24 protein-coding genes are annotated in these 22549 nt (G+C 42.9%); 13 read left to right on the forward strand and 11 right to left on the reverse strand.

Translation table 11 applies throughout. The annotated features are described in order from the left end of the window. The first annotated feature begins 236 nt into the window (after window positions 1–236). Together ptsG and CAG60_RS13745 are read left to right on the forward strand one after the other, a co-directional pair. Complete coding sequence (gene ptsG, locus CAG60_RS13740) at window positions 237–1667, forward strand: PTS glucose transporter subunit IIBC (protein WP_004395584.1); 1431 nt, start codon at window positions 237–239, stop codon at window positions 1665–1667. A gap of 328 nt (window positions 1668–1995) precedes the next feature. After that, window positions 1996–2400: a hypothetical protein gene (locus CAG60_RS13745; RefSeq protein ID WP_161439185.1), complete on the forward strand. Its 405-nt coding sequence runs from the start codon at window positions 1996–1998 to the stop codon at window positions 2398–2400. A 52-nt stretch (window positions 2401–2452) separates the two neighbouring features. On the opposite strand, the gene CAG60_RS13750 is transcribed toward CAG60_RS13745, so the two are convergent. From CAG60_RS13750 to CAG60_RS13760, 3 genes are all read right to left on the reverse strand, one after another. Further along, window positions 2453–2554: a MetS family NSS transporter small subunit gene (locus CAG60_RS13750; RefSeq protein WP_110167920.1), complete on the reverse strand. Its 102-nt coding sequence runs from the start codon at window positions 2552–2554 to the stop codon at window positions 2453–2455. Then, on the reverse strand, window positions 2554–4014 hold the full coding sequence (locus tag CAG60_RS13755; protein WP_004395582.1) for a sodium-dependent transporter: 1461 nt from the start codon (window positions 4012–4014) through the stop codon (window positions 2554–2556). The genes CAG60_RS13750 and CAG60_RS13755 overlap by 1 nt, the downstream gene beginning before the upstream one ends. A gap of 630 nt (window positions 4015–4644) precedes the next feature. Next, window positions 4645–5247 carry a porin family protein gene (locus CAG60_RS13760; RefSeq protein WP_161439186.1) on the reverse strand — a complete coding sequence of 201 codons (603 nt, stop codon included), beginning with the start codon at window positions 5245–5247 and terminating at the stop codon, window positions 4645–4647. A gap of 217 nt (window positions 5248–5464) precedes the next feature. Between CAG60_RS13760 and cydH the strand changes: the two genes are divergently transcribed. Both cydH and CAG60_RS13770 read left to right on the forward strand, forming a co-directional pair. Next, the gene (gene cydH / locus CAG60_RS13765; RefSeq protein WP_110167917.1) at window positions 5465–5554 is read left to right on the forward strand and encodes a cytochrome bd-I oxidase subunit CydH; all 90 of its coding nucleotides are present in this window, start codon (window positions 5465–5467) and stop codon (window positions 5552–5554) included. 18 nt (window positions 5555–5572) lie between these two features. Next, the gene (locus CAG60_RS13770) at window positions 5573–6763 is read left to right on the forward strand and encodes a patatin-like phospholipase family protein (protein WP_161439187.1); all 1191 of its coding nucleotides are present in this window, start codon (window positions 5573–5575) and stop codon (window positions 6761–6763) included. Window positions 6764–6849: 86 nt separating this feature from the next. On the opposite strand, the gene pyk is transcribed toward CAG60_RS13770, so the two are convergent. Beyond that, on the reverse strand, window positions 6850–8295 hold the full coding sequence (gene pyk / locus CAG60_RS13775) for a pyruvate kinase (protein WP_004395579.1): 1446 nt from the start codon (window positions 8293–8295) through the stop codon (window positions 6850–6852). Between the two features lie 273 nt (window positions 8296–8568). On the opposite strand from pyk, the gene mlc reads away from it, so the two are divergent. Beyond that, window positions 8569–9786 carry a sugar metabolism global transcriptional regulator Mlc gene (mlc, locus tag CAG60_RS13780; protein WP_004395578.1) on the forward strand — a complete coding sequence of 406 codons (1218 nt, stop codon included), beginning with the start codon at window positions 8569–8571 and terminating at the stop codon, window positions 9784–9786. A gap of 126 nt (window positions 9787–9912) precedes the next feature. Beyond that, on the forward strand, window positions 9913–10854 hold the full coding sequence (locus CAG60_RS13785) for a chemotaxis protein CheV (protein WP_040904416.1): 942 nt from the start codon (window positions 9913–9915) through the stop codon (window positions 10852–10854). Between the two features lie 90 nt (window positions 10855–10944). Here CAG60_RS13785 and CAG60_RS13790 read toward each other — a convergent pair whose 3' ends face one another. Further along, entirely contained in the window at window positions 10945–11685 is a 741-nt protein-coding gene (locus tag CAG60_RS13790) for a YciK family oxidoreductase (RefSeq protein ID WP_004395576.1), read from the reverse strand. Between the two features lie 135 nt (window positions 11686–11820). Between CAG60_RS13790 and sohB the strand changes: the two genes are divergently transcribed. After that, window positions 11821–12882 carry a protease SohB gene (gene sohB, locus CAG60_RS13795; protein WP_161439188.1) on the forward strand — a complete coding sequence of 354 codons (1062 nt, stop codon included), beginning with the start codon at window positions 11821–11823 and terminating at the stop codon, window positions 12880–12882. A gap of 18 nt (window positions 12883–12900) precedes the next feature. On the opposite strand, the gene rrtA is transcribed toward sohB, so the two are convergent. Further along, window positions 12901–13509: a rhombosortase gene (gene rrtA, locus CAG60_RS13800; RefSeq protein WP_202598590.1), complete on the reverse strand. Its 609-nt coding sequence runs from the start codon at window positions 13507–13509 to the stop codon at window positions 12901–12903. Between rrtA and CAG60_RS13805 the strand changes: the two genes are divergently transcribed. Beyond that, window positions 13474–14085, forward strand: coding sequence for a tRNA-uridine aminocarboxypropyltransferase (locus CAG60_RS13805; protein ID WP_161439190.1), 612 nt, complete (start codon window positions 13474–13476; stop codon window positions 14083–14085). The two genes, rrtA and CAG60_RS13805, sit on opposite strands and share 36 nt — an antisense overlap. 11 nt (window positions 14086–14096) lie before the next feature. Here CAG60_RS13805 and CAG60_RS13810 read toward each other — a convergent pair whose 3' ends face one another. The 4 genes from CAG60_RS13810 to soxR form a co-directional block, all read right to left on the reverse strand. After that, window positions 14097–15422 carry an anti-phage deoxyguanosine triphosphatase gene (locus tag CAG60_RS13810; RefSeq protein WP_161439191.1) on the reverse strand — a complete coding sequence of 442 codons (1326 nt, stop codon included), beginning with the start codon at window positions 15420–15422 and terminating at the stop codon, window positions 14097–14099. Window positions 15423–15519: 97 nt separating this feature from the next. Further along, complete coding sequence (yfbR, locus tag CAG60_RS13815) at window positions 15520–16104, reverse strand: 5'-deoxynucleotidase (RefSeq protein WP_004395571.1); 585 nt, start codon at window positions 16102–16104, stop codon at window positions 15520–15522. 271 nt (window positions 16105–16375) lie between these two features. Continuing rightward, a complete protein-coding gene (trpS, locus tag CAG60_RS13820) occupies window positions 16376–17398 on the reverse strand; it encodes a tryptophan--tRNA ligase (RefSeq protein ID WP_161439192.1) in 1023 nt (340 codons plus the stop codon). A gap of 297 nt (window positions 17399–17695) precedes the next feature. Then, complete coding sequence (gene soxR, locus CAG60_RS13825; protein ID WP_040904412.1) at window positions 17696–18139, reverse strand: redox-sensitive transcriptional activator SoxR; 444 nt, start codon at window positions 18137–18139, stop codon at window positions 17696–17698. A 94-nt stretch (window positions 18140–18233) separates the two neighbouring features. On the opposite strand from soxR, the gene CAG60_RS13830 reads away from it, so the two are divergent. From CAG60_RS13830 to CAG60_RS13835, 3 genes are all read left to right on the forward strand, one after another. Beyond that, on the forward strand, window positions 18234–18533 hold the full coding sequence (locus CAG60_RS13830; RefSeq protein ID WP_237665989.1) for a RidA family protein: 300 nt from the start codon (window positions 18234–18236) through the stop codon (window positions 18531–18533). Continuing rightward, the gene (locus tag CAG60_RS16700) at window positions 18534–18656 is read left to right on the forward strand and encodes a RidA family protein (RefSeq protein WP_237665990.1); all 123 of its coding nucleotides are present in this window, start codon (window positions 18534–18536) and stop codon (window positions 18654–18656) included. A gap of 62 nt (window positions 18657–18718) precedes the next feature. Then, entirely contained in the window at window positions 18719–19600 is an 882-nt protein-coding gene (locus CAG60_RS13835) for a DMT family transporter (RefSeq protein WP_161439193.1), read from the forward strand. A gap of 105 nt (window positions 19601–19705) precedes the next feature. Here the strand turns inward: CAG60_RS13835 and accD are convergent, their stop codons facing one another. Next, entirely contained in the window at window positions 19706–20572 is an 867-nt protein-coding gene (accD, locus tag CAG60_RS13840) for an acetyl-CoA carboxylase, carboxyltransferase subunit beta (RefSeq protein WP_161425159.1), read from the reverse strand. Window positions 20573–20681: 109 nt separating this feature from the next. On the opposite strand from accD, the gene CAG60_RS13845 reads away from it, so the two are divergent. Together CAG60_RS13845 and CAG60_RS13850 are read left to right on the forward strand one after the other, a co-directional pair. Beyond that, the gene (locus CAG60_RS13845; RefSeq protein ID WP_202598235.1) at window positions 20682–21581 is read left to right on the forward strand and encodes a LysR family transcriptional regulator; all 900 of its coding nucleotides are present in this window, start codon (window positions 20682–20684) and stop codon (window positions 21579–21581) included. Between the two features lie 254 nt (window positions 21582–21835). Further along, on the forward strand, window positions 21836–22306 hold the full coding sequence (locus CAG60_RS13850; RefSeq protein ID WP_172465326.1) for a hypothetical protein: 471 nt from the start codon (window positions 21836–21838) through the stop codon (window positions 22304–22306). The last annotated feature ends 243 nt before the right edge of the window (window positions 22307–22549 follow it).

The following is a 22549-nucleotide window of genomic DNA, read 5'->3' on the forward strand; positions in this document are numbered from 1 at the left end:
CAATAGGATAGAATGCTTCTGTTGCCTTGTCGACAAGTGATGGCTGTGTGATCTGTCTATTACTTTGAAACTAAATTTCTTTACGAACTGGAAAGTTTGAGGGGCATCAAGATATATTTAGAGGCGGAAAATATAATACATTTGTGGTTACATTTTTATTGGGTGCTAACATTTAGGCTACGGGGGTGTGCCGTTGGAACCCGAAAAATTCTAATAACTTAATCAGGAGCATAAACATGTTAAAGAACGCTTTTGCTAACCTGCAAAAAGTAGGTAAAGCACTGATGCTTCCAGTATCAGTCTTACCTGTTGCAGGTATTTTGCTTGGTGTTGGGGCGGCAAACTTTAGTTGGCTGCCAGAAGTCGTATCCCATTTAATGGAACAAGCTGGTGGCTCGGTATTTGGTCAAATGGCACTCTTGTTTGCCGTTGGTGTCGCCCTAGGCTTTACCAATAACGATGGTGTATCAGGACTTTCTGCTATTGTCGGCTATGGCATCATGGTTGCGACCTTGAACGTTATGGCAGAGGTAATGGGTGTTGATGGCATCGAAACAGGCGTACTTGGCGGTATTCTTGCGGGTGGTGTTGCAGCGTGGTCGTTCAATCGTTTCTATAAAATTCAGCTACCAGAATATCTCGGATTCTTTGCGGGTAAACGTGCGGTACCTATTATTACCGGTTTCTTGTCGATTGCTCTAGGTATTCTCTTATCGGTAATTTGGCCTCCGATTGGTGGCGTTATTGCTTCTTTCTCTGATTGGGCTGCGCATCAAAACCCAGTCACTGCATTTGGTATTTACGGTATTGTTGAGCGTGCACTGATTCCATTTGGTTTACACCATATCTGGAACGTACCTTTCTTCTACGAAGCAGGTTCTTGTGTGACTAACTCCGGTCAACCAGCAACAGGTATTATGACTTGTTTCTTGACTGCGAATGATGTGACTCGCGAAGCGGGTAATGGTTTTGGTCAGTTAGCGGGTGGTTACCTATTTAAAATGTTTGGTCTTCCTGCAGCGGCTTTTGCGATTGCGCATTGTGCTAAACCTGAGAACCGTGCAAAAATCATGGGTATCATGGCTTCTGCGGCATTAACTTCTTTCCTAACCGGTATTACTGAGCCAATTGAATTCTCTTTCCTATTCATTGCTCCTGTACTTTACGCGGTTCACGCGGTACTTGCTGGCTTGGCGTATGTCTTAACCAACTCGCTAGGCATTGTTCATGGCCACACGTTCTCTAACGGCTTTATTGACTTTGTTGTTCAATCTCCTCGTGCAGAAAACATGTTGCTACTGGTAGGCTTAGGTATTGCTTATGCTGTGCTTTACTATGTGGTATTTACGTTTGTTATTCGTACTTTGAATCTGAAAACACCGGGCCGTGAAGATGAATCCGCTGATGCGAATACTTCAACAGGGTCAGAGTTAGCAGGTGAATTAGTAGCGGCATTTGGTGGTAAAGAAAATATCACTAACTTAGATGCTTGTATTACTCGCCTACGCGTATCGGTTGCAGAGACAGAGTTGGTTGATCAAGCGAAACTAAAACAACTCGGTGCTGCTGGCGTTGTTGTGGTGTCTGGTGGTGTACAAGCTATTTTTGGTACTAAATCAGATAACTTAAAAACAGAAATGGATGAGTGGATTCGCAACCACGGTTAATTCTCATTCTTTCTTCCCCTATAAATAAGGAGACTTCGGTCTCCTTTTTATCGGTTTGCTGAAAGTGCTCATTATCAATGATGTTTTAACCTCTACCTATACTCTATCTTAACCTATCTTTACCTCTTTGCTGACATTGCTCAGTACACTCCTCGTTAGACTGCCGTTATTTCCTTTGATTTTATTTTGCACTTGGTTGGATTCTTCATGTCATGTTTATTCTTTCTTCTGGCGGAGCCGACTTTGCTGCAATTGGACATCATTGGGGAGTTTATTTCTCAATCTTAGAAATTTGAGTAAATACCAGACGATATAGGATAAGTGACTTATGAAAAAAATAGCTGCAGTGGCGATGTTATTCAGCGTACCAGTAAGTGTTTATGCACAACAAGAGCCGAGTTTAAAAGTGGGTATGGCCGTAGATAAGCAGTTGAGTGCAGTCATTGAGGTTGATGAGCAATATCGTTTTATTCTTGGTAATGAAGGTGCCGCTTTTGATTATTTGATGCGCCGTGGCAATTTTGAACGAGCTGACGTTTCTTTGGATTGGTACGTTGGGATTGGTGCTTGGGGAGAATGGGATGGTGATTTTGGTCCGCGCGTACCATTAGGGGTTAACTGGCCAATTAACAGTAATATTGATGTCTATGGTCAAGTTCATCCAGAGTTAAACCTCCATTCAGGCATCAATTTGCAACTGGGCGCGGCGCTAGGGGTTACTTATCGCTTCTAAAATCAATAAGGCCACGGCAGATTAGCTGCTCGTGGCCTTAATTAAGAGGAGATTACTCTTCTTGTTTCGCCATGGCTTTTTTAATGCAGATGGCTGCACCGCCCCAAGTGAGTCCGAGGCCGATAATCATCATGATAATTGCACCTGTAGTCATTAGTTTGCTTCCTTGCGATTAGTTAGATTAACGATGGCACCTAGCGCCAGTAACGCGATAATAATGGTCCAGCCTAGGGTCAGATCATAGCCGCCATACCCTTCAGTGAGCAGTGCACGTAATTTAGTTACTACAATGATCGCCAAAACGACTGGGGAGACAAAGCGCAAACAAATATCAAACCATACTCCAATCGTAAAATCAGAAATGGAGTTAACATATTTACGCACGTCGGAAATTTTCAGCAACCAAGTCATGAGAATGAGTTCAACTAGGCAGCTCGCCATAATGCCGACATTGTTCGCAAAGTGGTCGACTAAATCGAGCAACAGTAAACCGCCATTGGTCGCAAATGCCATAGAAATAATAAAGCCTGAGCCGATAACGATATTAGCTGCTTTTTTACGACTCCAACCCAGTTTGTCAATCACCGCGGAGGTGACGGCTTCTAAGATCGAGATGTGTGAGCTTAGTCCAGCGACCACTAACGCTAAGAAAAATAGCGGGCCTAGAATGTAAGGGATTGGAAGTAGGTTAATAGCCGCAGGGATAGTGACAAAAGCTAAACCAACGCCAGCAGAAACAACTTCAGTCAGCGGTTTGCCTTGTTCTTGAGCCATGTAACCAAGAACTGAGAAAATCATGATACCAGCGAGAATTGAAAAACCGCAGTTGATCAAGACGGTCATAAAAGCATTATTGGTGATGTCAGATTTCTGTGGTAGGTAGCTTGAATAGGCCAGCATAATCGCAAAGCCAATACTGAGCGTAAAGAAGATTTGCCCATAAGCGGCTGCCCAGACTTTAACATCCCAAATCTTACTAAAATCAGGCTCAAACATATAGTTGACGCCATCTAATGCACCTGGTAAGAAAATCATGCGTGCAATCAGCAGCAGTACCATGATAAACAACACCGGCATCATGACTTTAGAAGCACGTTCAATACCAGATTTAACTCCGCCAACGATAGCCGCATAAGTTATTGCCCAAGCAATCGCCATCGTAAAAGCAATTTTCCACTGAATTGATCCAAGGTTAGTCGGCGAGTTATCACCCAGACCTAAGTACTCGCTAAAGAAAAAGCTATTGGTATCCGTTCCCCAACTTTGGGTAAATGACATGCCGAAGTAGGAGATTGCCCAGCCAATCACGGCTACATAGTACACCCCAATGGTTGCCGCGATACCCACTTGAAACCAACCAAGCCATTCAAATTTTGTGTTAATTTTGGCAAGAGTCGTTGGTGCAGAGCCGCGATGTTTTTGACCCATACTGAATTCAAGGATCATAAAAGGAATGCCGGCTGTTAGCATGGCAAATAGATAAGGGATGAAAAAAGCGCCCCCTCCATTCTCATAAGCCATGTAGGGAAAACGCCAAATGTTACCTAGGCCAATCGCAGAACCTACTGCGGCTAAAATGAATCCGGTACGGGATCCCCATTGTTCTCGCTTCATTTATTTCTCCTTAATCATTCCCTGAGGTATGAAGCCTCATTAGACCTTGTTTACTCATTCATTGAGATGTGGAAGCAAGCCTTCCCGTTACCGCTCACTTTTGCCAGAGTAGACTGCCGAAAAGATCATCGTATGAGTATAGGTCTAATTGTTAAAATATTGTTCCATCATCCATGAGTGTGTAAAAACGTAGATTTACCTGTGGTCTATGTGGTTATTTATTGGAATTTTATGCTGTTATTGTCGATGTGTGTTTGCGTAATCTGAAATAATCAGCTGCGCATTAATTGAGAGACTACAGAGAACTTTTAAAAATGGCAATACAATGTAAACGGTTTGTTGTTAGTGATAGATAGCGGCATTCAAGTTATTAAAGCACAAATCTAGGGATATATTTGTGCTTTTGGTCGTTAACTGAATCAATTCGCTCTATTGAACGTCATTATCCATTGATAAAACTGTATTTAACAACAGAGTGCTTGACTAAAAAATCATCAGTTAGTGGTCGGTACTTCTAGTAACGATTGATCTTGTAAGGTTAAATTTGGTTGGAGATAAATGGCTTCATAGCTATGATTCGCAATCAGGGAGACGATAAAGCGTTTTCCATACTAACCAGCGATGAATAGCTTAAAAACGTAAGCTGAGCCCTAGATTAAAAGCAAATTGATTCATCCAATTGGAGCGAAAGCCAATCACACAGCCATTATTTTGCTCAAGTTGACAAATAGCACTGGTATCGTTGTCAACCATAGTGCCAAGCCATCGGAAATGCGATGTAATGGTGAGGTTCGAGGCAATCTTGTAGTCTATACCTGCAAACACGCTGGACGAGAAGCCATATTTATTATTAACCCAGTCAACATCAGCGTATGAGCCACCCAGTCCTACACCAATAAACGCAGAACTTTTGGATTCTAGAGGGTAATAAATACTACTTTGGAAGTGCAGATAATGCATGATGGCTTGATTATCGATTTGTTCAACTTGTGATGATTGATGGCTATAGAAAAAACCGATGCGTCCGGTTTGAAAGGAGGTTTCGATGGCTAATGCGATATTTTCCGATGGTTTAATGTCGTAGTGACGTTGCTGCTGATCTTCCACTTTGCCACCCAAGGTATAGCCAAAGTAAGGCGTCACATACAGTTCACTTTTTACTGGGAAGGCGAGTAAGCTCAATAGTAGGGGTAGCATAAACCGGGGGTAGAATAGCAATCCATGATGTCGCATTGTGATACTCCTTAAGTACAATTATCTATCCTACTATAGGATAGGATAGTGAGTGAAGACTCTCACTGCTCCGATAACTAAGAGTAAAAGCCTTGTTTGCTGCTCGTTCTGCGAGGATAAATGTGATAATCACTTGATATTTGTGTGGAAAAAAACGACAGTATAAAGGATTAGTGTATGCTTATGTTGTCATTCAGTGATTCTCAAGGAGAGGTGTATGGAACGCGATCTTAAACACGCATTAATGATTACCGCGGCAATATTTGCTGTTCTTATCGGATATGGTTTAATTACTATCGCCAATTAAAAGCTAGAGGTTCTGCTTATGGTGAACAGTGGAACAGTCTCAGGGCTAGAATCGAGAGTCGACACTGTTCGGCTCTCGAAGTTTCTGACTGGTAAAAATAGCTTAGTCGCCCAAGGTGGAGGGCAGCGGGGGATTTTTACTGCAGGTGTATTAGATGCTTTTATGCTGTCTAATTTTGACCCGTTTGATGAATTTTATGGTACGTCAGCGGGCGCGTTAAATCTTTGTTCCTATCTATGTCGTCAGCACGGTTTAGGTAAAACTTTCATTCTTGAGCTAACCACCGATCCGCAATTTTTTCATTTATTCAGTTATATTCGACGTAAACAATACATGAATTTAGACTGGGCGCTCGATAAAATCAGCGATTATCCTTATCGTTTAGATTTGGACATGGGGCGACATGTCTTGGGCCAGCGCCAAGCTTTTGCTGCGGTGACGGAGGCTCAGTCATTAACCGATGCTTATTTTCCGATGTTGGGTGACGATTGGCGAGAAGTGCTTATCGCTACCTGCGCGATTCCAGGCTTATATACTCAAGAGGTCTCATTAGGTCAACATTGCTATATTGATGGTGGAGTGTCAGCATCCATCCCCGTTCAACAGGCTTGGCGTCAAGAAGCACGTTTTATCACGGTCATTCGGACTGAAACGTTAGAGGAAGAAGACCAACAAAATGCATTAGCAGAGCAAGAGTCTGATTCTCAGGTTAAATGGTTACGTGAATCGGTGAATCATATCCAGCAACATTGGCAAAATAAAATGTTGCAGTGGAAGCAAGATTGGAGTGGTTTTCTTCAACAACAAATCGCCAAGGCTCAACAGCTCAAGAAAGAGCAAAAACATCTCGATGTGTTAAATGGTGGACGTTGGTTGTTTGGTGCCGACAATATTTATCGGTTAAGCCATCTGTTAGGGAATAAATTTGATGCGGGGCTCGCAGATATGTTGATGGTCCATTATCAAACCTATTCATTGACCAGTGACTTTCTTCATACACCACCAGATGATGCATTTATTTTACAAATTGTGCCAAGTGAGCCACTGAAATCAAGTTCCTTACTCAGTAGTCAGGAAGCGTTGCTTTATGACTACGAGTTAGGTCTACAAGCTGGCTACCGATTTATTGAAACCTTTGAACAGGCTAAGCGACTCGTGACTCAGCGTGCTAATCCTCCTGTCATTGATCCTTTTTATGGCGATCAATAGGAGGAGAGTGATTTATTGGTATTTTTTTTCCCATATAAAACTCAATGTCATTCGGGTAGGTACGTTCCCTGTACCTACCGCTCAGATTAAAATACCGGCAAGATCCGCATACAGTTGGTGGTTCCTTCTACATCCATAATATCACCTTGAGTAATGATCACCAGATCGCCAAACTCGAGGAGCTTTTTGTCTTTTAGGGCTTGTAGGGCGGCTTGAGCCACCTCCGCTCCCTGACCATGGTTGCTATCAAAATAGAATGGCGTTACCCCTCGATAGAGCGCGCAACGGTTCAGAGCATGCTCATTACGAGACATGGCGAAGATAGGTAATATAGAGTTAAGGCGTGAGGTCATTAGCGCAGTTCGCCCTGACTCCGTTAACGTGACCATCGCTGTTACTCCTTCAAGATGATTGGCGGCATAAATGGTCGACATCGCTATTGTTTCTTCTTCGGTTTGGAAAGCGCGATCGATACGATAATTTTGTTGGCTGGCTTCAATCATTTTTTCTGCGCCGACACAGACTTCGGCCATAGCTTTGACGGTCTCTACTGGGTATTTACCAGCGGCGGTCTCTCCTGAAAGCATGACTGCGTCAGTGCCATCAAGTACGGCATTGGCGACGTCCATCACTTCTGCTCGGGTTGGCATTGGATTGGTGATCATCGACTCCATCATTTGAGTTGCGGTTATCACGATGCGATTGAGTTCTTTTGAACGACGAATCAGTTTCTTTTGCACCGCGATTAACTCAGGATCACCAATTTCGACACCAAGGTCGCCTCGCGCAACCATAATGACATCAGAGGCGCGAATAATATCATCGATATTTTCATCACAAGATACCGTCTCTGCACGCTCAACTTTGGCCACTAATCTTGCATTCAGTCCTGCTTCGCGAGCCAAACGCCGAGCATAATCCATATCTTTCCCATTGCGTGGAAAAGAGATCGCTAAATAATCGACGCCAATGTCAGCTGCCAGCACAATATCTCGCTTATCTTTTTCTGTTAAGGCTTCAGCAGAAAGGCCACCGCCTTTTTTATTAATGCCTTTATTATTGGATAATGGTCCGCCGATAAGAACGGTAGTGTGGATTTTACTTCCTTCTACAGCGGTGACTTGCAACTGAACTCTGCCATCGTCGAGTAATAAAATGTCTTCTGCCACAACGTCATTTGGCAAAGCTTTGTAATCAATGCCGACGGTGTGCTGTGTGCCTTCACCGAGTCCGAGTTCTGCATCTAAAATGAAACTGTCGCCTTCATTGAGAAAAACCTTGTCTTCTTTGAAGGTCGATACTCGAATTTTAGGACCTTGCAGGTCGCCTAATATCGCTACGTGTCGACCTAATCGTTGAGCAATTTCGCGAACTTTTTCCGCTCGTAAACGGTGATCATCTGCCGAGCCATGGGAAAAATTCATTCTGACTACATTCACCCCACAGCGAATAATCGTTTCTAACACACTACCTTGATCCGTCGATGGACCTAGTGTAGCGACAATTTTTGTTCTTCTTAACGCTGCGGTCATATTTTTCTCCTTGAAAGTCCGGCCAATAAGCGCAACCTATTGGATCTCAGTATAGACCTAAGTCTCTAAAAATAGAGGGTTTAGAAAAAAAATGACGATTTCTCGATCCAACACCCATCTTGGGTCTTTTGGTGGTGAAATCTGTGGTTTTGGGGTTAAAAACACAAACTCAAATTTATATGCGTGATGGCTGTCACGGCTATACATCAAGTTGCTTCACAATTAGTTCGCAAAGTAAAAAAATTGGCAGGTTATTGAAATCTGGAGTGCACCATGTATATGGCTCAACCAGGCCATATTGATCATATTAAACAGGTCAATGCTGGTCGTGTATATAAATTGATAGATCAAAAAGGCCCTATATCGCGCATTGACCTTTCTAAAGAGAGTGAATTAGCTCCGGCAAGTATTACTAAAATTACTCGCGAATTAATTGATGCCCACTTGATCCATGAAACGACGGTTCAAGAAGCGATCAGTCGTGGCAGACCTGCCGTTGGTCTGCAAACCAATAATCAAGGCTGGCAATTTCTTTCCATGCGCTTGGGACGAGGCTATCTGACGATTGCGTTGCATGAGTTGGGTGGTGAGGTATTGATTGACACCAAAATTGATATTCATGAAATCGATCAAGATGATGTTTTGGCGCGATTATTATTTGAAATAGAAGAGTTTTTTCAAACCTACGCCGCCCAATTAGATCGGGTGACAAGCATTGCGATTACTCTGCCGGGTTTAGTCAATTCACAGCAGGGCATGGTATTACAAATGCCCCATTATAATGTGAAAAATTTGGCGTTAGGTCCTGAGATTTATAAAGCTACTGGGTTGCCGGTATTTGTTGCCAATGATACTCGAGCTTGGGCCTTGGCAGAAAAATTATTCGGTCACTCTCAAGATGTCGATAATTCGATATTGATTTCTATTCACCACGGATTAGGGGCCGGGATTATCGTTGATGGGCGAGTATTACAAGGTCGTTATGGCAATATTGGTGAGCTTGGGCACATTCAAATTGATCCTCAAGGTAAACGTTGTCATTGCGGCAATATTGGCTGTCTTGAAACGGTGGCGAGCTCGCAAGCGATTCGCGATCAGGTGTCGTTACGAATTGCTCAAGGAGAACCGTCGTCATTAGCCGAACAAGAGACGATTTCGATTGAGGACGTTTGCTTGGCGGCTGCCAATGGTGATCCGCTCGCCGTAGACGTGATTGAGCAACTCGGACGTTATTTAGGCGCTGCGATTGCGATAGTGATCAATTTGTTTAACCCTGACAAAGTGTTAATTGGTGGGGTGATGAATCAAGCAAAAACGGTGTTGTATCCTGCGATTCAGCGCTGTATTGAAGAGCAAAGCCTTCCTGCCTATCACCAACATCTGCAGTTGGTTGAATCCCGTTTTTATAAACAAGCCACAATGCCAGGAGCGGCTTTAATCAAGCAAGCGCTCTACGATGGTTTATTATTAATGAAAGTGGTTGAAGGATAATTTTTCTTCGTTTTTTTTGCACGACAGTTTACATTGTTCGCCTAAATTAATGATCTACCCAAGTGCCTCACAGAAATTTAGGTATATACTGTAAACGATGGTGCTTTTCTATTAGCGGGATTTTCTATGTCGAGTATCTTAAATACGGTCGATCAGCGTACCAATTTGGTGGGAGAGAACCGCCTAGAACTGTTGCTGTTTAGTTTAAATAGTCGACAGATTTTTGCGATCAACGTATTTAAGGTACGTGAAGTAATCAAGGTACCGCCAACGACTAAAATGCCCGGTTCTCATCCGAACATTATGGGGGTTGCTTCTCTACGAGGTGTTGCGGTTCCGATCATTGATCTTCGTCGAGCGATTGGTTTTCCTGAAACCAAGCTGGATAATCAAGAGCACAACTTAATCATTACCGAATACAACCGTACCGTGCAGGGTTTTTTGGTTGGTCAGGTACGCAATATCATTAATACCGCATGGACCGAGATTCAGCCACCACCAAAGTCGGTTGGGCGTTCAAACTACCTGACCGCGATTACGCACATTAAAGAGCAAAATCAAAACCATATTGTTGAAGTGATTGACGTAGAAAAAGTACTCGCTGAAATCATCGACTATGATGTCTCGATTTCTGAACATGTGTTAGATCATGACATATTAGGTGAAATGGTTGGGCGTAACATTTTGATTGTTGACGACTCTTCCACCGCCCGCAAGCAAATTAAAGATACTTTATCTCAACTTGGCTTAAATATTATCGAGTGTTGGGATGGTTTAGAAGCCTTGAAGCTACTAAAATCATGGTGTGATGAAGGTAAAGATATCAATCAAGAGCTGTTGATGATGATCACCGATGCCGAAATGCCAGAAATGGATGGTTATAAGCTGACTTATGAAGTGCGTAACGACCCGCGCATGGCGAGTTTGTACATTACGCTGAATACCTCACTCAGTGGTAGCTTTAATGAGGCGATGGTACAAAAGGTCGGTTGTGATAAATTCATCTCCAAATTCCAGCCTGATTTACTGGTGCAAGCGGTACAAGACCGATTACGTGATACCTTATGATCAGCGCATAACGAATGACTCAAAACCCCGTCGTTGATATCGAATTAGCGACGGGGTTTCTATTTTCCGAGTGAATGTGTTTGAAGTGGATTATTTCGGTTGTGCGTCAAGACATTGGCCATGCACGTGTTGGCTCTCTCTGGCCATTAAATAGAGATAAAGCGGCATGATCTCTTGCGGCGTTTTCAAGCGGTTAGCATCTTCTTGTGGATACGCCTTGGCGCGCATGGCGGTACGTGTCCCACCAGGATTAATCGCGTTGACTCGTAATGGGGTATCACGTAGCTCATCGGCGAGGATCTGCATCATCCCTTCAGTAGCAAATTTTGAAATAGAATAGCTGGCCCAACCTGAACGGCCACTGTGACCCACCGTCGAGCTGGTAAATACGATTCGACCTTGTGGCGAGCGCTTAATCAAAGGTAAAGCGGCTTGAGTAAGCAATAATTGAGCTTTGACATTGACTTGCATCACCTGATCATAAGTGTGTTCGGTAATCGCTTCAAAGGGGCTGATTTCGCCTAATAACCCAGCGCTATGCAATAACCCATCCAGTTGACCACATTGCTGCTCTATATTGTGGATCAAGGTTTGGTAATCGTATCTGCTGGCCTTTTGCATATCTAAGGCGATCACTCGGGCTTCAGGGTATCCAGCACTGACAATTTCAGCGTAGGTTTGTTGCAGTTTATCTTCGCTGCGACCGAGTAAAATGACCGTTGCGCCATGGGCGGCGTATGTAATAGCAGCTTGTTTGCCAATACCATCACTGGCACCAGTGACTAAAATAACCTTATTTTGTAAAGCATCAACAGCAACAGAGTAATTCACGTCAGATTCCTTTTGGTTATAATCTCGAATCTAATCCAACTTTGGCAGTTCAACCGTCCGAGATGAGGTTTTACTTTAAGTCTTTGTGACAAGGTGGTTACAATACACCAATTCGTATTAAAGAGGATGAGCACTTTGGAATTTTTATTAGATTACGGGCTGTTTCTAGCCAAGATTGTCACTGTGTTGGTGGCGTTAGTCGTGATCTTGGTGATGATAAAATCGGGTGGTGGTAAATCAGGCGCCAATAAAGGCGAGCTAGAAATCACCGACTTAACCGAGCAACATAAAGCAACCGTAGAGCGTTTAGAATCTTATCTGCATGATGAAGCGTTTTTGAAAGCACGCGATAAAGCAGAGAAGAAAACGGAAAAAGAGCAGAAAAAAGCCAAGCAAAAAGCACTCAAACAGGCAGAGAAAGAGGGTGAGCTAGACTCTAAACGCGAGCCGCATCTATTCGTGCTCGATTTTCATGGCAGTATTGACGCCAAAGAAGTCAGTTCATTACGTGAAGAAGTGACCGCAATTTTGGCCGTGGCTCAACCAGGCGATGAAGTGCTGGTTCGGTTAGAAACCGGTGGTGGCATGGTTCATGGTTACGGACTGGCCTCATCACAGCTTGATCGCCTCAAAGCCGCTCAGCTTCCTTTGACGATTGCCGTCGATAAAGTGGCTGCCAGTGGCGGTTATATGATGGCTTGTATCGCCGATAAAATTGTTGCCGCGCCGTTCGCAATTGTCGGGTCAATTGGGGTTATTGCTCAAATCCCTAATTTTCATAAATTACTTAAACGCAATGATATTGAATTTGAACAGCTTACTGCTGGCGAATACAAACGAACTTTGACGATGTTTGGTGAAAACACCGATAAAGCCCGTGAGAAATTTAAGCAAGAGCTGGAAGAAACCCATGGTTTGTTTAAAGACTTTATCCGTGACCACCGCCCAGCACTTGATCTAGACAAAGTTGCCACTGGTGAGCATTGGTTTGGCAGTCAAGCCAAAGCATTAGGCTTAGTGGATGAGATTGCCACGTCAGATGATTTGATCGTCAACGCATGCAAAGAAAAGACCGTTCTTGCGGTGCGTTATGTGCGTAAGAAAAAACTCGCCGATAAGCTCGCCGGAACGGCCAGTCAAGCTGCGGATGCGGTACTGTTGAAATTGCTCAGCCGTGGTCAGCGTCCGGTGATGTAATCGCAAGCCATATTTGTGCTAATCAGCGCCGTGACTTGTGTTGCGGCGTTTTTTTATCAGCAGAAACTGAATCAAACCTAACGTCAGTCCACCTAGGGTACCTACTAAATGGGCTTCGGTGGCGACTCGGGCTTGAATCAATTCAGCGGTCATCATCGATGAGCCGAACCATTGTTCCCAAGCCACCTTAGCGATGACGCCAAGCACTAGCCACAAGCTACTGCTTCGGCCATGTAACCACTCTAGCAGAGCAAAGTAAGCAAACAAACCATGCAGTACGCCAGATAAGCCAACATACATCGTCATGTCAGTAAAAAACACACTGATTCCTACCCACAGGCTGAGTGCACCTAAAACGGCTAATAGTGATTTAATGCTGGGCATAAACAATAGCACAATTACCCATAAACCAGCGAGGTTCATCCCTAAATGAGCAAAGTTGGTATGGGTGAAATTTCCTGTTAGGATCCGCCACCACTGACCACGTTCAATCTCGGTCAGTTGCCAAGCGCTGAACTCAGCGAGTGGGGAAAACTGTAAGCCTAAACAGGCTAAGCTCAGCAAAATTAACCCTAGGTAGATATTCACGCTATGTCTCGATATTGTTCTCAATGTGGTAAAGCTCATAAAGTTTGTTTTTGTTCAGCTATCGTGCGGTTAGAGTCAGCCATTGAGCTTATCATACTCCAGCACCCAACTGAGCAGAATCGCCCACTTGGGACGGCGCGCATTTTAGCGTTATCGCTCCCTAACAGCCGTTTATTGATCGGCGAGGATTTCACGACACACCCCGAGCTTAATCGTCTATTGGCTGAGGAAGAGGTGCAGCATATGGTGCTGTATCCTAGCCAGCAATCTATCTGCGCTTCAAGCAAACCATGGGTTGGTCGGTCTCATAAACTACGGGTCATTTTACTCGATGGCACTTGGAAGAAAGCGTATAAAATGTGGCAGCTATCGACCAATTTACATCCGCTACCTTGTTTGCATTTGCCCACGGATCTCGAAGGTAATTACCGGATTCGTAAAGCGCCCAGTGAAAATAGCTTATCGACCGTTGAAGCGGGTTACCACCTATTGCAGTTGGCGCAACCAGAGCAGGATTATTCACCACTACTGACGGTGTTTTCACAGATGATCGATACCCAGATTCAGCACATGCCGCCAGAGATTTTTGCTAAGCACTATCTTCAAGATCAATAAAAACGCCGAACTCACAAGCTATGGGCGGAAAACAGCTCTTGATGCATCCGTTGTGCATAGCCGTCGGTCATGGCGGCAATATAGTCACAAATCACCCGCATCCCACCACCGAGGTGCTGCTCTGCGCTTTGCCATTTTTCTTGTGTTCCATGAGGCAATAAACGTTCAGGGTCGGCGGCCAGCGCTTCAAATAAATCCATAATAATTTGTTGGCCTTTATATTCAAAACGCTGAACTTGTGGCACTTGAATGACATATTGGCTGACAAATGACTTTAAGACTTCCAACGCATCGGCCATCGCTGGCTGTAGATAAGCATTAAACGCCAGCAATGGGCTTGCAAATGGATGATCGACCGGATGAATGCTGATACTGGTTAATAGCGCGTTGACCATGCCGCCTATCGCATCTTTACGAATATGATGCTGGCCGGAAAATAGCATGTCAGTGAGCGTATGAGCATGCTCTGCAAACCAAGCGTCGCCACTGTTCAGCAGTGGGATTTCCGCTGCTTGCTGCCACTGCGTTTTGCTGACTAAACCAAGCACAATTGCATCTTCTAAATCATGTACTCCGTAAGCAATGTCATCAGCCAGCTCCATAATCGAGCAATCTATCGATTTAAAACGGGTTTTCTTATGCTGATAAGGGGCGCTGGCTTGGTCGCGCATTTCACTCAGTTGTTGCCTATCTTGTTCACTCAGCGGTGAGAGAACCCACTCAAACCCTATCTGATCACCGTCATAAATGCCCTTAGCCGGAGACCAAGCTTTGGCTTTTAGTTGTCGCTGGTGGGGCACGGCTTCAGGAATTTTCTCAGCGCGAGTCTGACTTAATAGTGCGGGATATTTTAATAGCCCCAGCAGAGTACGACGTGACAGATTCATCCCATGATGCTCTGTATAAGGCTCTAAACTGGTGACAATCCGAAACGTCTGCGCATTGCCTTCAAACCCGCCATGCTCACGCATCATATAATTGAGCGCCACTTCACCGCCATGCCCATAAGGCGGATGGCCAATATCGTGAGCAAGGCATAACGCATCAATCAAACTGTCAGAAGGTAACAGACTACGAAATTCTGGCTGTTTAAGTTTCAGCTGAGCCACAATGCCAGTACCAATTTGCGCGGCTTCTAAAGAATGGGTTAAACGCGTACGGTGAAAATCATTTAAGTAGGTGCCATGGACTTGAGTTTTGGCTTGTAAACGCCGAAAAGCCGCCGAGTGGAGGATCCGCGCTCGGTCGCGCTGAAAAGGGCTGCGATGATCATCACGGCGAATCTTATGTTCATCATCATTACGCGCGTGCCATTCTGGTGGAAGGGTGATCTGCATACTGAGCGACTCCTAAAGGATGTTTGTAAAAGGTATACCCTCTCTACCTGCAACTCCAAGTTATTTGGCTATACAATTTGTTTAGCTACAGAGTAGATTAGCTTATTTCGTCGAGTGTTAATTCAAAACTTGGAGCAAAAGTTTGCAGAAAGTAGACCATTTCTGGGGTCTGACGCTCTTTTAGCGTAACATCCAAGCGCTTTTTAGCCAGAGCGTATTCATGGTTGCCAGCACTCAGCTCTTCCAAACATTTCAGATAGGCGCACAAACTGTCGGCTTGTTTGACGATGGTGGCATCTTCACTGTGAGCCGCTTCAGTGAGTAGAAAAGGTTTAAAATCGTCTTGAAACTCTTCCGGCAACATGGCCAGTAGGCGCTGTTCAGCGGCGGCTTCAATTTTTTTATATTCTTTAGCAATATCAGGGTTAAAGTATTTAACGGGTGTGGGCAAATCGCCAGTTAACACTTCACTACTGTCGTGATACATGGCCAATAACGCGATACGCTCAGGGTTGAGTTGCCCGGCAAACTTCTTGTTTTTTATCACTGCCAGCGCATGAGCAACAAACGCGACTTGCAGGCTGTGTTCAGAAACGTTTTCTTTGGAGATAGAGCGCATCAGCGGCCAGCGTTGAATTAATTTCATCCGTGCGAGGTGAGCAAAAAAGTGGCTCTCTTTCATAGCAATAGACATCCTTGCTTAATGGGATTGATGGATCTCGTCAACTGAGTATAACGTTATCTCTCTATGACTTGAAGTTACCACTTTGCCGCGACAAACTTGCAGCGGCAGTGAGTAGAGTGACATTCGTTCACCAGGGTAACGTGTTTTTATGTTTATGGTGATATGAGAGCCATTGATGGCTCTCACCAAAGGTTAGCCTAGCGCGGCGTAAAAGTTTGCTCGATAGATTGGTCATATCACAGGATGCATAGATAAAACGTTAAGTTATTCAGAAAATATTTAGTCCAAAGATATCTTTTACAATAAAAAGTACTTTTTCCGTCTTTTCTCTAGATACTTGGCTACCTTTCGCCAATATATCAATTAATTGAGCTTTATCACTTAAAAATTCAGCTCTTCTTGTCCTTATTGGTCTGAGCATATCTTGTAAACATTCCTCTAATACTTTTTTTGTCGTGCCATCTCCGAGCCCACCACGTTGATAATGATCTTTTAGCTGGTTGATATAGTTTTGATCGGGGTGAAACGCATCGAGGTACGTAAATACAATATTGCCTTTAATAGTACCAGGATCTTGGATTCTGAGGTGGTTAGGATCGGTATACATAGATTTCACTGCTGCGGAGATCTCTTTTTCAGTCGCGCCAAGATTAATGGTATTTCCCATTGTTTTAGACATCTTATTTTTACCATCTGTGCTAGGTAAACGTGATGCATTGCTTAACAAGGGCCTACACTCGTTCAAAACGATTCGTCCTGCTAATAAATTAATCTTTCTAACGATCTCATTAGTTTGTTCAAGCATTGGCAACTGGTCATCCCCAACTGGAATCAATGTTGCGTTAAAGCCAGTAATATCAGCTGCTTGAGATATAGGGTAGGTTAAAAAGCCTGCAGGAATTGATCGTTCAAAGCCTTTGCTTTGTATTTCACTTTTGACCGTTGGGTTTCTCTCTAATCGACTGATTGTCACAAGATTGCTGTAGTACATAGTCAATTCAGCAAGAGCAGGAAGTTGTGATTGAAGGCAAATTGTTGTTTTACAGGGGTCGATACCAACGGCAAGATAATCCGCGACAACATTCAGAATATTAGATGATACTTTGTTCGGATTGTGAGCATTGTCTGTAAGACCTTGCATATCAGCAACAAGAACAGTTTGCTCGTGAATATCTTGTAAAGCGACCCGTTGTTTTAAAGAGCCGACATAATGCCCCAAGTGCAATGGGCCAGTAGCTCTATCGCCAGTTAAAATTACTTCCGATTTTTCAGTGTATTGAGTTGTATTCATTGATAGATCTCCTAGTAAAAATAGATTGCTACTGGAGATACAAGAGAAATTACAGTCTTAGCTACCTTCCAGCAGCTTAAGAATGTAAAAATTCCGTGCCGCTCTAAATAGAGCGCCACCAGAAAAATAATGATGAAGGTTTGGAAATGTTTTTCATTTTTGCAACTTATCAACAATTCTTTTGAAAATCAACTTTATAGAGAAGCGATTTCTTATTGATAAACTTAGCTAAAACACAGTTATCAGAGAGGGAAATTGAAACGCTTTAATAAACATAGTGGGCTACCTAATGTATGATCAAATAATTCTCTGCGCTCCTTGTCTTTGCTGATTCAGGTTGTCTTCTGGATTAATTAGGTGACATTTCTTCATACTCAAGCAGCCACACCCGATACATCCTGAAAGATTGTCTTTTAATGATTGGATTTTTGCTATTTTATGGTCGAGGTCTTGCTGCCATTTATTTGCAACTCTCTCCCAATCTTGCTTTGTGGCCGCTTGATTCATTGGTAAGGTGCTTAACTCTTTTGCTATTTCTTCTAATGTAAACCCTACAGATTGAGCGACTTGAACGAGTGCAATTCTACGTAGCATCGAAGGTAAATAACGGCGTTGATTACCATTGGTTCGAAAGGAAGCAATTAAACCTTTAGCTTCATAAAAACGTAAAGCCGATGCGGCTACACCACTACGTTCGGCTAGTCGTCCAATAGTTAGATAATCATTTCTGCTCACAGTCATTTCAACTTTTGTTAAATTATCGCTTTACTTCAAGTTAACTTGAGCTTTTATACTCCTGCTTACTTTTGAATTCAACGTATAAAAGGTCATTGTTATGCTAAAACTAAAGCCAGTCTTCCATAATCCACCAGAGATTTTTAATCCAACACCATTTGGTTTTTGTCATACAGTAAAGGCACCAAGCAAAGGAGAGCTAGTTTACATTTCGGGCCAAAGTGGTGGTGAAGGTATTGAACATAAGCTTAGTAGTGATTTTCGTTATCAGGCTTGCACTTTATTATCAAACCTAGAAATTGCACTTACTTCCCATGAGCTTAGTTTTGATGATGTTCTAAAGATCACTGTTCTTATCGTTGATCATGATAGTGAAAAGCTGAATATTTGGAGTAAATAGATGCAAAAACGCTGGTCGTCAGATACGTTGCCCGCAAGTACTTTAATTCCAGTACCTAAGTTAGCCCTTGATGGTATGTTAATTGAGGTTGATGCCATTGCATTTAAGTCAGCTCGACTGTAGCACTATATTCAAGATCACTTTTTTGACACTAGCAAGCTTATTAAATGCATTGGTATTTTATTATGTTTAAAAACTACTTAACTCTACTCGCCATTGGGCTGATTTGGGGATCACAATTTATTTTTCAAGAGAATGCATTAGAGGCATTCAATCCAGTATGGATAGGTACATTGCGTGCAATATTCGGTGTAATCACCTTGTTTATTATCTGCCGGGTCATGCGAATTAGTGGTGATAGTAAACAGTGGCGACTTTATACTGTTATTGGTTTACTTGAAGCAACGATTCCTTTCATTCTTATACCTTTTGCTCAAAAAGAGTTGAGCAGTTCAGTAACAGCGATATTAATGGGTACACTGCCTTTTTATACACTGCTTCTTGCTCCTGTGTTTATAAAGAATGCAAGGATCAGTAAAGGCAATCTGCTAAGTGTCATCGTTGGGTTTAGTGGTTTAGTTGTCCTTTTTTACCCAGATTTAATGTCAACATCTTCAAGACTTAGTCTCATTAGCGTCATTGCAGTATTATTTGCTGCGGTATGCTTTGCTGTTGCCTTGCTCCTACTTAACCGAGTTAAAGAAGAACATCCACTAATAGTGGCAAGAAATGTTCTTTTTATGGCGAGTATTCAATTAATTATAATTTCTCTTACCACAACGATGACATTGACACAAAAACCGCCCTCTCTGAGTGCCTTTGCTGCTGTCATCTATCTTGGTGTCATGTGTGCGGGAGTGGTTTATTACCTTTATATGATGAGTATCAAGAACGCAGGCGCTGTTTTTACTTCGATGACCAATTATCTTGTGCCCGCAGTAGGTGTATTAATCTCTGCGCTGATCGCTAATGATACTATCCAGACTACATCATGGCTGGCTCTTGGGATTATTTTATCGGCTCTTCTAATGAACCAAATGGCTGTAAAGTATGGACAGAAAGCGTAGTCGAAGTGATTAAGGACAGAAGACATAGATCATAATCAGAGAGGTAGACTGAGCGCTAATAATGAACCATGACAATGTAGCTCTTATATAATTAAAACCCTATTGTTATTGATCCACAGCTATTGTCGTCTTGGTCATCTTTGCAATTAAGCTGCCGACTCTTTGGCGCATATCACGTCTATCGACAATCATATCTAGAGCGCCATGTGCTAAGAGAAACTCACTTTGCTGAAAATTTTCGGGTAATTTTTCGCGAACGGTTTGCTCTATCACTCGGCGCCCAGCAAACCCGATTCTTGCTTTTGGTTCGCCAATATTAATATCACCTAGCATCGCTAAGCTTGCAGAGACACCACCATAAGTTTGATCGGTTAGGACAGAGATATAGGGTAATTTAGCCATGACTAGTTGTCTGAGAGCCGCGCTGGTTTTGGCCATTTGCATCAAAGCGGTGAGTGACTCTTGCATTCGAGCGCCACCACAAGCAGAAAAACACACCAATCCACACTGGTTATCAATCGCTGTGTCAACTGCCCGCACGAAACGTGCTCCCACCACAGAGCCCATTGAGCCAGCCATAAAAGAGAATTCGAAGGCACAGGCAACAATAGGTAAACCCATTAGTTTCCCTTTCATTACCACTAGTGCATCTTTTTCTCCGGTATTTTTCTGAGCGAGAGCAAGGCGTGTTTTGTAGCGTTGTAGATCTTTAAAATTGAGCACATCTTTAGGTTCATATTCACTGCCAATTTCAATCCGATCTTCACTATCCAAAAAATGATCCAAACGTTGACGGGCAGTCATTCTCATATGGTGATCACATTTGGGACACACCGCCAAATTTTCCTCCAGTGCAATCCGGTATAAGATCTGTTCGCAAGCAGGGCATTTCGTCCATATTCCCTCGGGAATGGATGACTTGCGATTACCAATTCTATTCTTCTTGTCTAACAGTCTTTCTAACCAGCTCATGGGAAACTTTAATCCAGTTAACTTTAGTGAAGGGTATTGTATAAGCCTATTTCTGGTAATAAATTGTTGATTATTGGTTTTACAATCCCACTTTATGGGACTAAGTGCGATGTTTGATAAGATTGATCCGCAGTGGTTAACCAGTTTTCACTGTGTTTATGAACACAACAGCTTTAAACGGGCTGCAGAATTTCTAGGGTTACCGACATCCAACATCAGCCGTCATATTGCGTTATTAGAGGAGCGATTAGATACTCGATTATTTACCAGAACCACACGCCGAATTGCTTCAACAGATGCTGGAGAGCATCTTTATTTGTATACGCAGCCATTGTTGGACAAGCTTAATCAGGCTCTTGAAGAGGTCGCTCAGCATTCTCATGCCGTTGTGGGAGAATTGAAGATTTTAATGCCAGATTCGCCAGCTTTAGCCGAGGCCGTGGTTTCTTTTTGTAACCAGTATCCGTCAGTTTCATTATGTTGCGATACCAGTATCAATCCGAAAGAGGATTTATTGGACGGTTTTGATATTGTGCTAAGTTTTCAGCGGGGAAAACTTGAAGACAATAGTTGGGTAGCTAGGGAAATTCAACGCTGGCCAAGTGCTGTGGTGGCCTCCCCCAAAATCCTACAACGTTTTCCCAGACCTTTTCAGCTTGCCGATTTGAAACAGGTTCCCTGTATCAATAGTTTTACTGTATTGCATGGCAACCCGTGGATATTTAAAAATGCTAAAGGTCAGTTGATTACGCAAAAAGTAGCGTCTTCGTTTAAGGTCAACAGCGGACATCTTGCAAAAACAGCGGCTATTTCTGGTTTAGGTTTTGCGATATTACCTAGGGCATTTTGCCAAGCAGAGATACAAGCTGGCATGTTAGAGGTCATCGAGATGGAATATCAGCCTGACGATCTCGTGCTGTATGCTTTTTATGCTTCCCGCCGGCATTTAGCGAAAAAAATTCCGATCTTCATTGAACATCTAAAATATCACGCCAGTCTCGTTGCTTGAGAGGTCTACAAGGATCCATAAATTCAATTTCTCAACCAGCAAAGATGCTGCGGAACTAAAAAGTGGGCACAATTAGGAGCCGCTATGGCATTATCTTACTTTTGCATTCTCATTAACGAGGCTAAATGACTATCAATAGAACCTAATCGTTTCTCTCAAGCTGTAGAGCATATATACTTTGAGCGAGCCACTTCTTTGTCTCGATACGAAAGTGGTAAAGGTAGTATTAGGAATTTAGGATGTTAATTAAAAAAATGGATGCACCCCATGATATGCAAGTCGGTGCAAGATTTGAAACTAAAAAGCATGGCTATGTTGTTGTTGTTGAATACTACAATACCCATACAGTCATTGTCGCTTTTGAAAATACAGGAAATATTCGGTCAATTACAGCTGCTAAGTTGCGCAATGGTCAAGTTTTTGATCGTTCAGTTCCCCCTCAATCTTCAATGGTGGGTGAAAAAATTGAATCGGTAAAACACGGCACTCTCACGATTGTGCAAGTTGAGTCTGAGAATATTGTGGTTCTCGAAAACAGCGCAGGCGAGCAAGTGCGTATGATCATGGCTGCGGTACAAAAACTTCGAGATAGTGATGAATCACTGGATCCATCACAGCAACCCGTTAAATTACCCACATCATTAACTGCTTTAACTAAGCGAAGCAAAAAAACTAAAGATGTTAATAGCTTACTCAAAAAGATGCTTTCTGATTACGGTAAATAGTCGCATCTTATCGTACTATTTAGGGGCTTTACCCTATCCATAAAAAATCACTAGCTCTCGATCACATATTTTATGTTGATATTTCGTGTCGAGTTTTATCAATAAAATACTTTGTTATTTAGTGATCTGCGTCACGAAGTCAATCTGACTTTGTGATGATTGTCATTTTATTTTTTTGTCATTTGGTTATTATTTTTTCATCCAGTAATGGGAATGAAAAAATATTCTTAATTAACTCTACAG

It is taken from the genome of Vibrio sp. V33_P6A3T137 (assembly GCF_009904835.1).
Classification (GTDB): Bacteria; Pseudomonadota; Gammaproteobacteria; order Enterobacterales; family Vibrionaceae; genus Vibrio; species Vibrio metschnikovii.

Coding starts and splice junctions, on each gene's coding strand:
- ptsG (WP_004395584.1), top strand. CDS start 237: ATGTTAAAGAACGCTTTTGCTAACCTGCAAAAAGTAGGTAAAGCACTG.
- CAG60_RS13745 (WP_161439185.1), top strand. CDS start 1,996: ATGAAAAAAATAGCTGCAGTGGCGATGTTATTCAGCGTACCAGTAAGT.
- CAG60_RS13750 (WP_110167920.1), bottom strand. CDS start 2,554: ATGACTACAGGTGCAATTATCATGATGATTATCGGCCTCGGACTCACT.
- CAG60_RS13755 (WP_004395582.1), bottom strand. CDS start 4,014: ATGAAGCGAGAACAATGGGGATCCCGTACCGGATTCATTTTAGCCGCA.
- CAG60_RS13760 (WP_161439186.1), bottom strand. CDS start 5,247: ATGCGACATCATGGATTGCTATTCTACCCCCGGTTTATGCTACCCCTA.
- cydH (WP_110167917.1), top strand. CDS start 5,465: ATGGAACGCGATCTTAAACACGCATTAATGATTACCGCGGCAATATTT.
- CAG60_RS13770 (WP_161439187.1), top strand. CDS start 5,573: ATGGTGAACAGTGGAACAGTCTCAGGGCTAGAATCGAGAGTCGACACT.
- pyk (WP_004395579.1), bottom strand. CDS start 8,295: ATGACCGCAGCGTTAAGAAGAACAAAAATTGTCGCTACACTAGGTCCA.
- mlc (WP_004395578.1), top strand. CDS start 8,569: ATGTATATGGCTCAACCAGGCCATATTGATCATATTAAACAGGTCAAT.
- CAG60_RS13785 (WP_040904416.1), top strand. CDS start 9,913: ATGTCGAGTATCTTAAATACGGTCGATCAGCGTACCAATTTGGTGGGA.
- CAG60_RS13805 (WP_161439190.1), top strand. CDS start 13,474: ATGTCTCGATATTGTTCTCAATGTGGTAAAGCTCATAAAGTTTGTTTT.
- rrtA (WP_202598590.1), bottom strand. CDS start 13,509: ATGAGCTTTACCACATTGAGAACAATATCGAGACATAGCGTGAATATC.
- CAG60_RS13810 (WP_161439191.1), bottom strand. CDS start 15,422: ATGCAGATCACCCTTCCACCAGAATGGCACGCGCGTAATGATGATGAA.
- yfbR (WP_004395571.1), bottom strand. CDS start 16,104: ATGAAAGAGAGCCACTTTTTTGCTCACCTCGCACGGATGAAATTAATT.
- trpS (WP_161439192.1), bottom strand. CDS start 17,398: ATGAATACAACTCAATACACTGAAAAATCGGAAGTAATTTTAACTGGC.
- soxR (WP_040904412.1), bottom strand. CDS start 18,139: ATGACTGTGAGCAGAAATGATTATCTAACTATTGGACGACTAGCCGAA.
- CAG60_RS13830 (WP_237665989.1), top strand. CDS start 18,234: ATGCTAAAACTAAAGCCAGTCTTCCATAATCCACCAGAGATTTTTAAT.
- CAG60_RS16700 (WP_237665990.1), top strand. CDS start 18,534: ATGCAAAAACGCTGGTCGTCAGATACGTTGCCCGCAAGTACTTTAATT.
- CAG60_RS13835 (WP_161439193.1), top strand. CDS start 18,719: ATGTTTAAAAACTACTTAACTCTACTCGCCATTGGGCTGATTTGGGGA.
- accD (WP_161425159.1), bottom strand. CDS start 20,572: ATGAGCTGGTTAGAAAGACTGTTAGACAAGAAGAATAGAATTGGTAAT.
- CAG60_RS13845 (WP_202598235.1), top strand. CDS start 20,682: ATGTTTGATAAGATTGATCCGCAGTGGTTAACCAGTTTTCACTGTGTT.
- CAG60_RS13850 (WP_172465326.1), top strand. CDS start 21,836: ATGGATGCACCCCATGATATGCAAGTCGGTGCAAGATTTGAAACTAAA.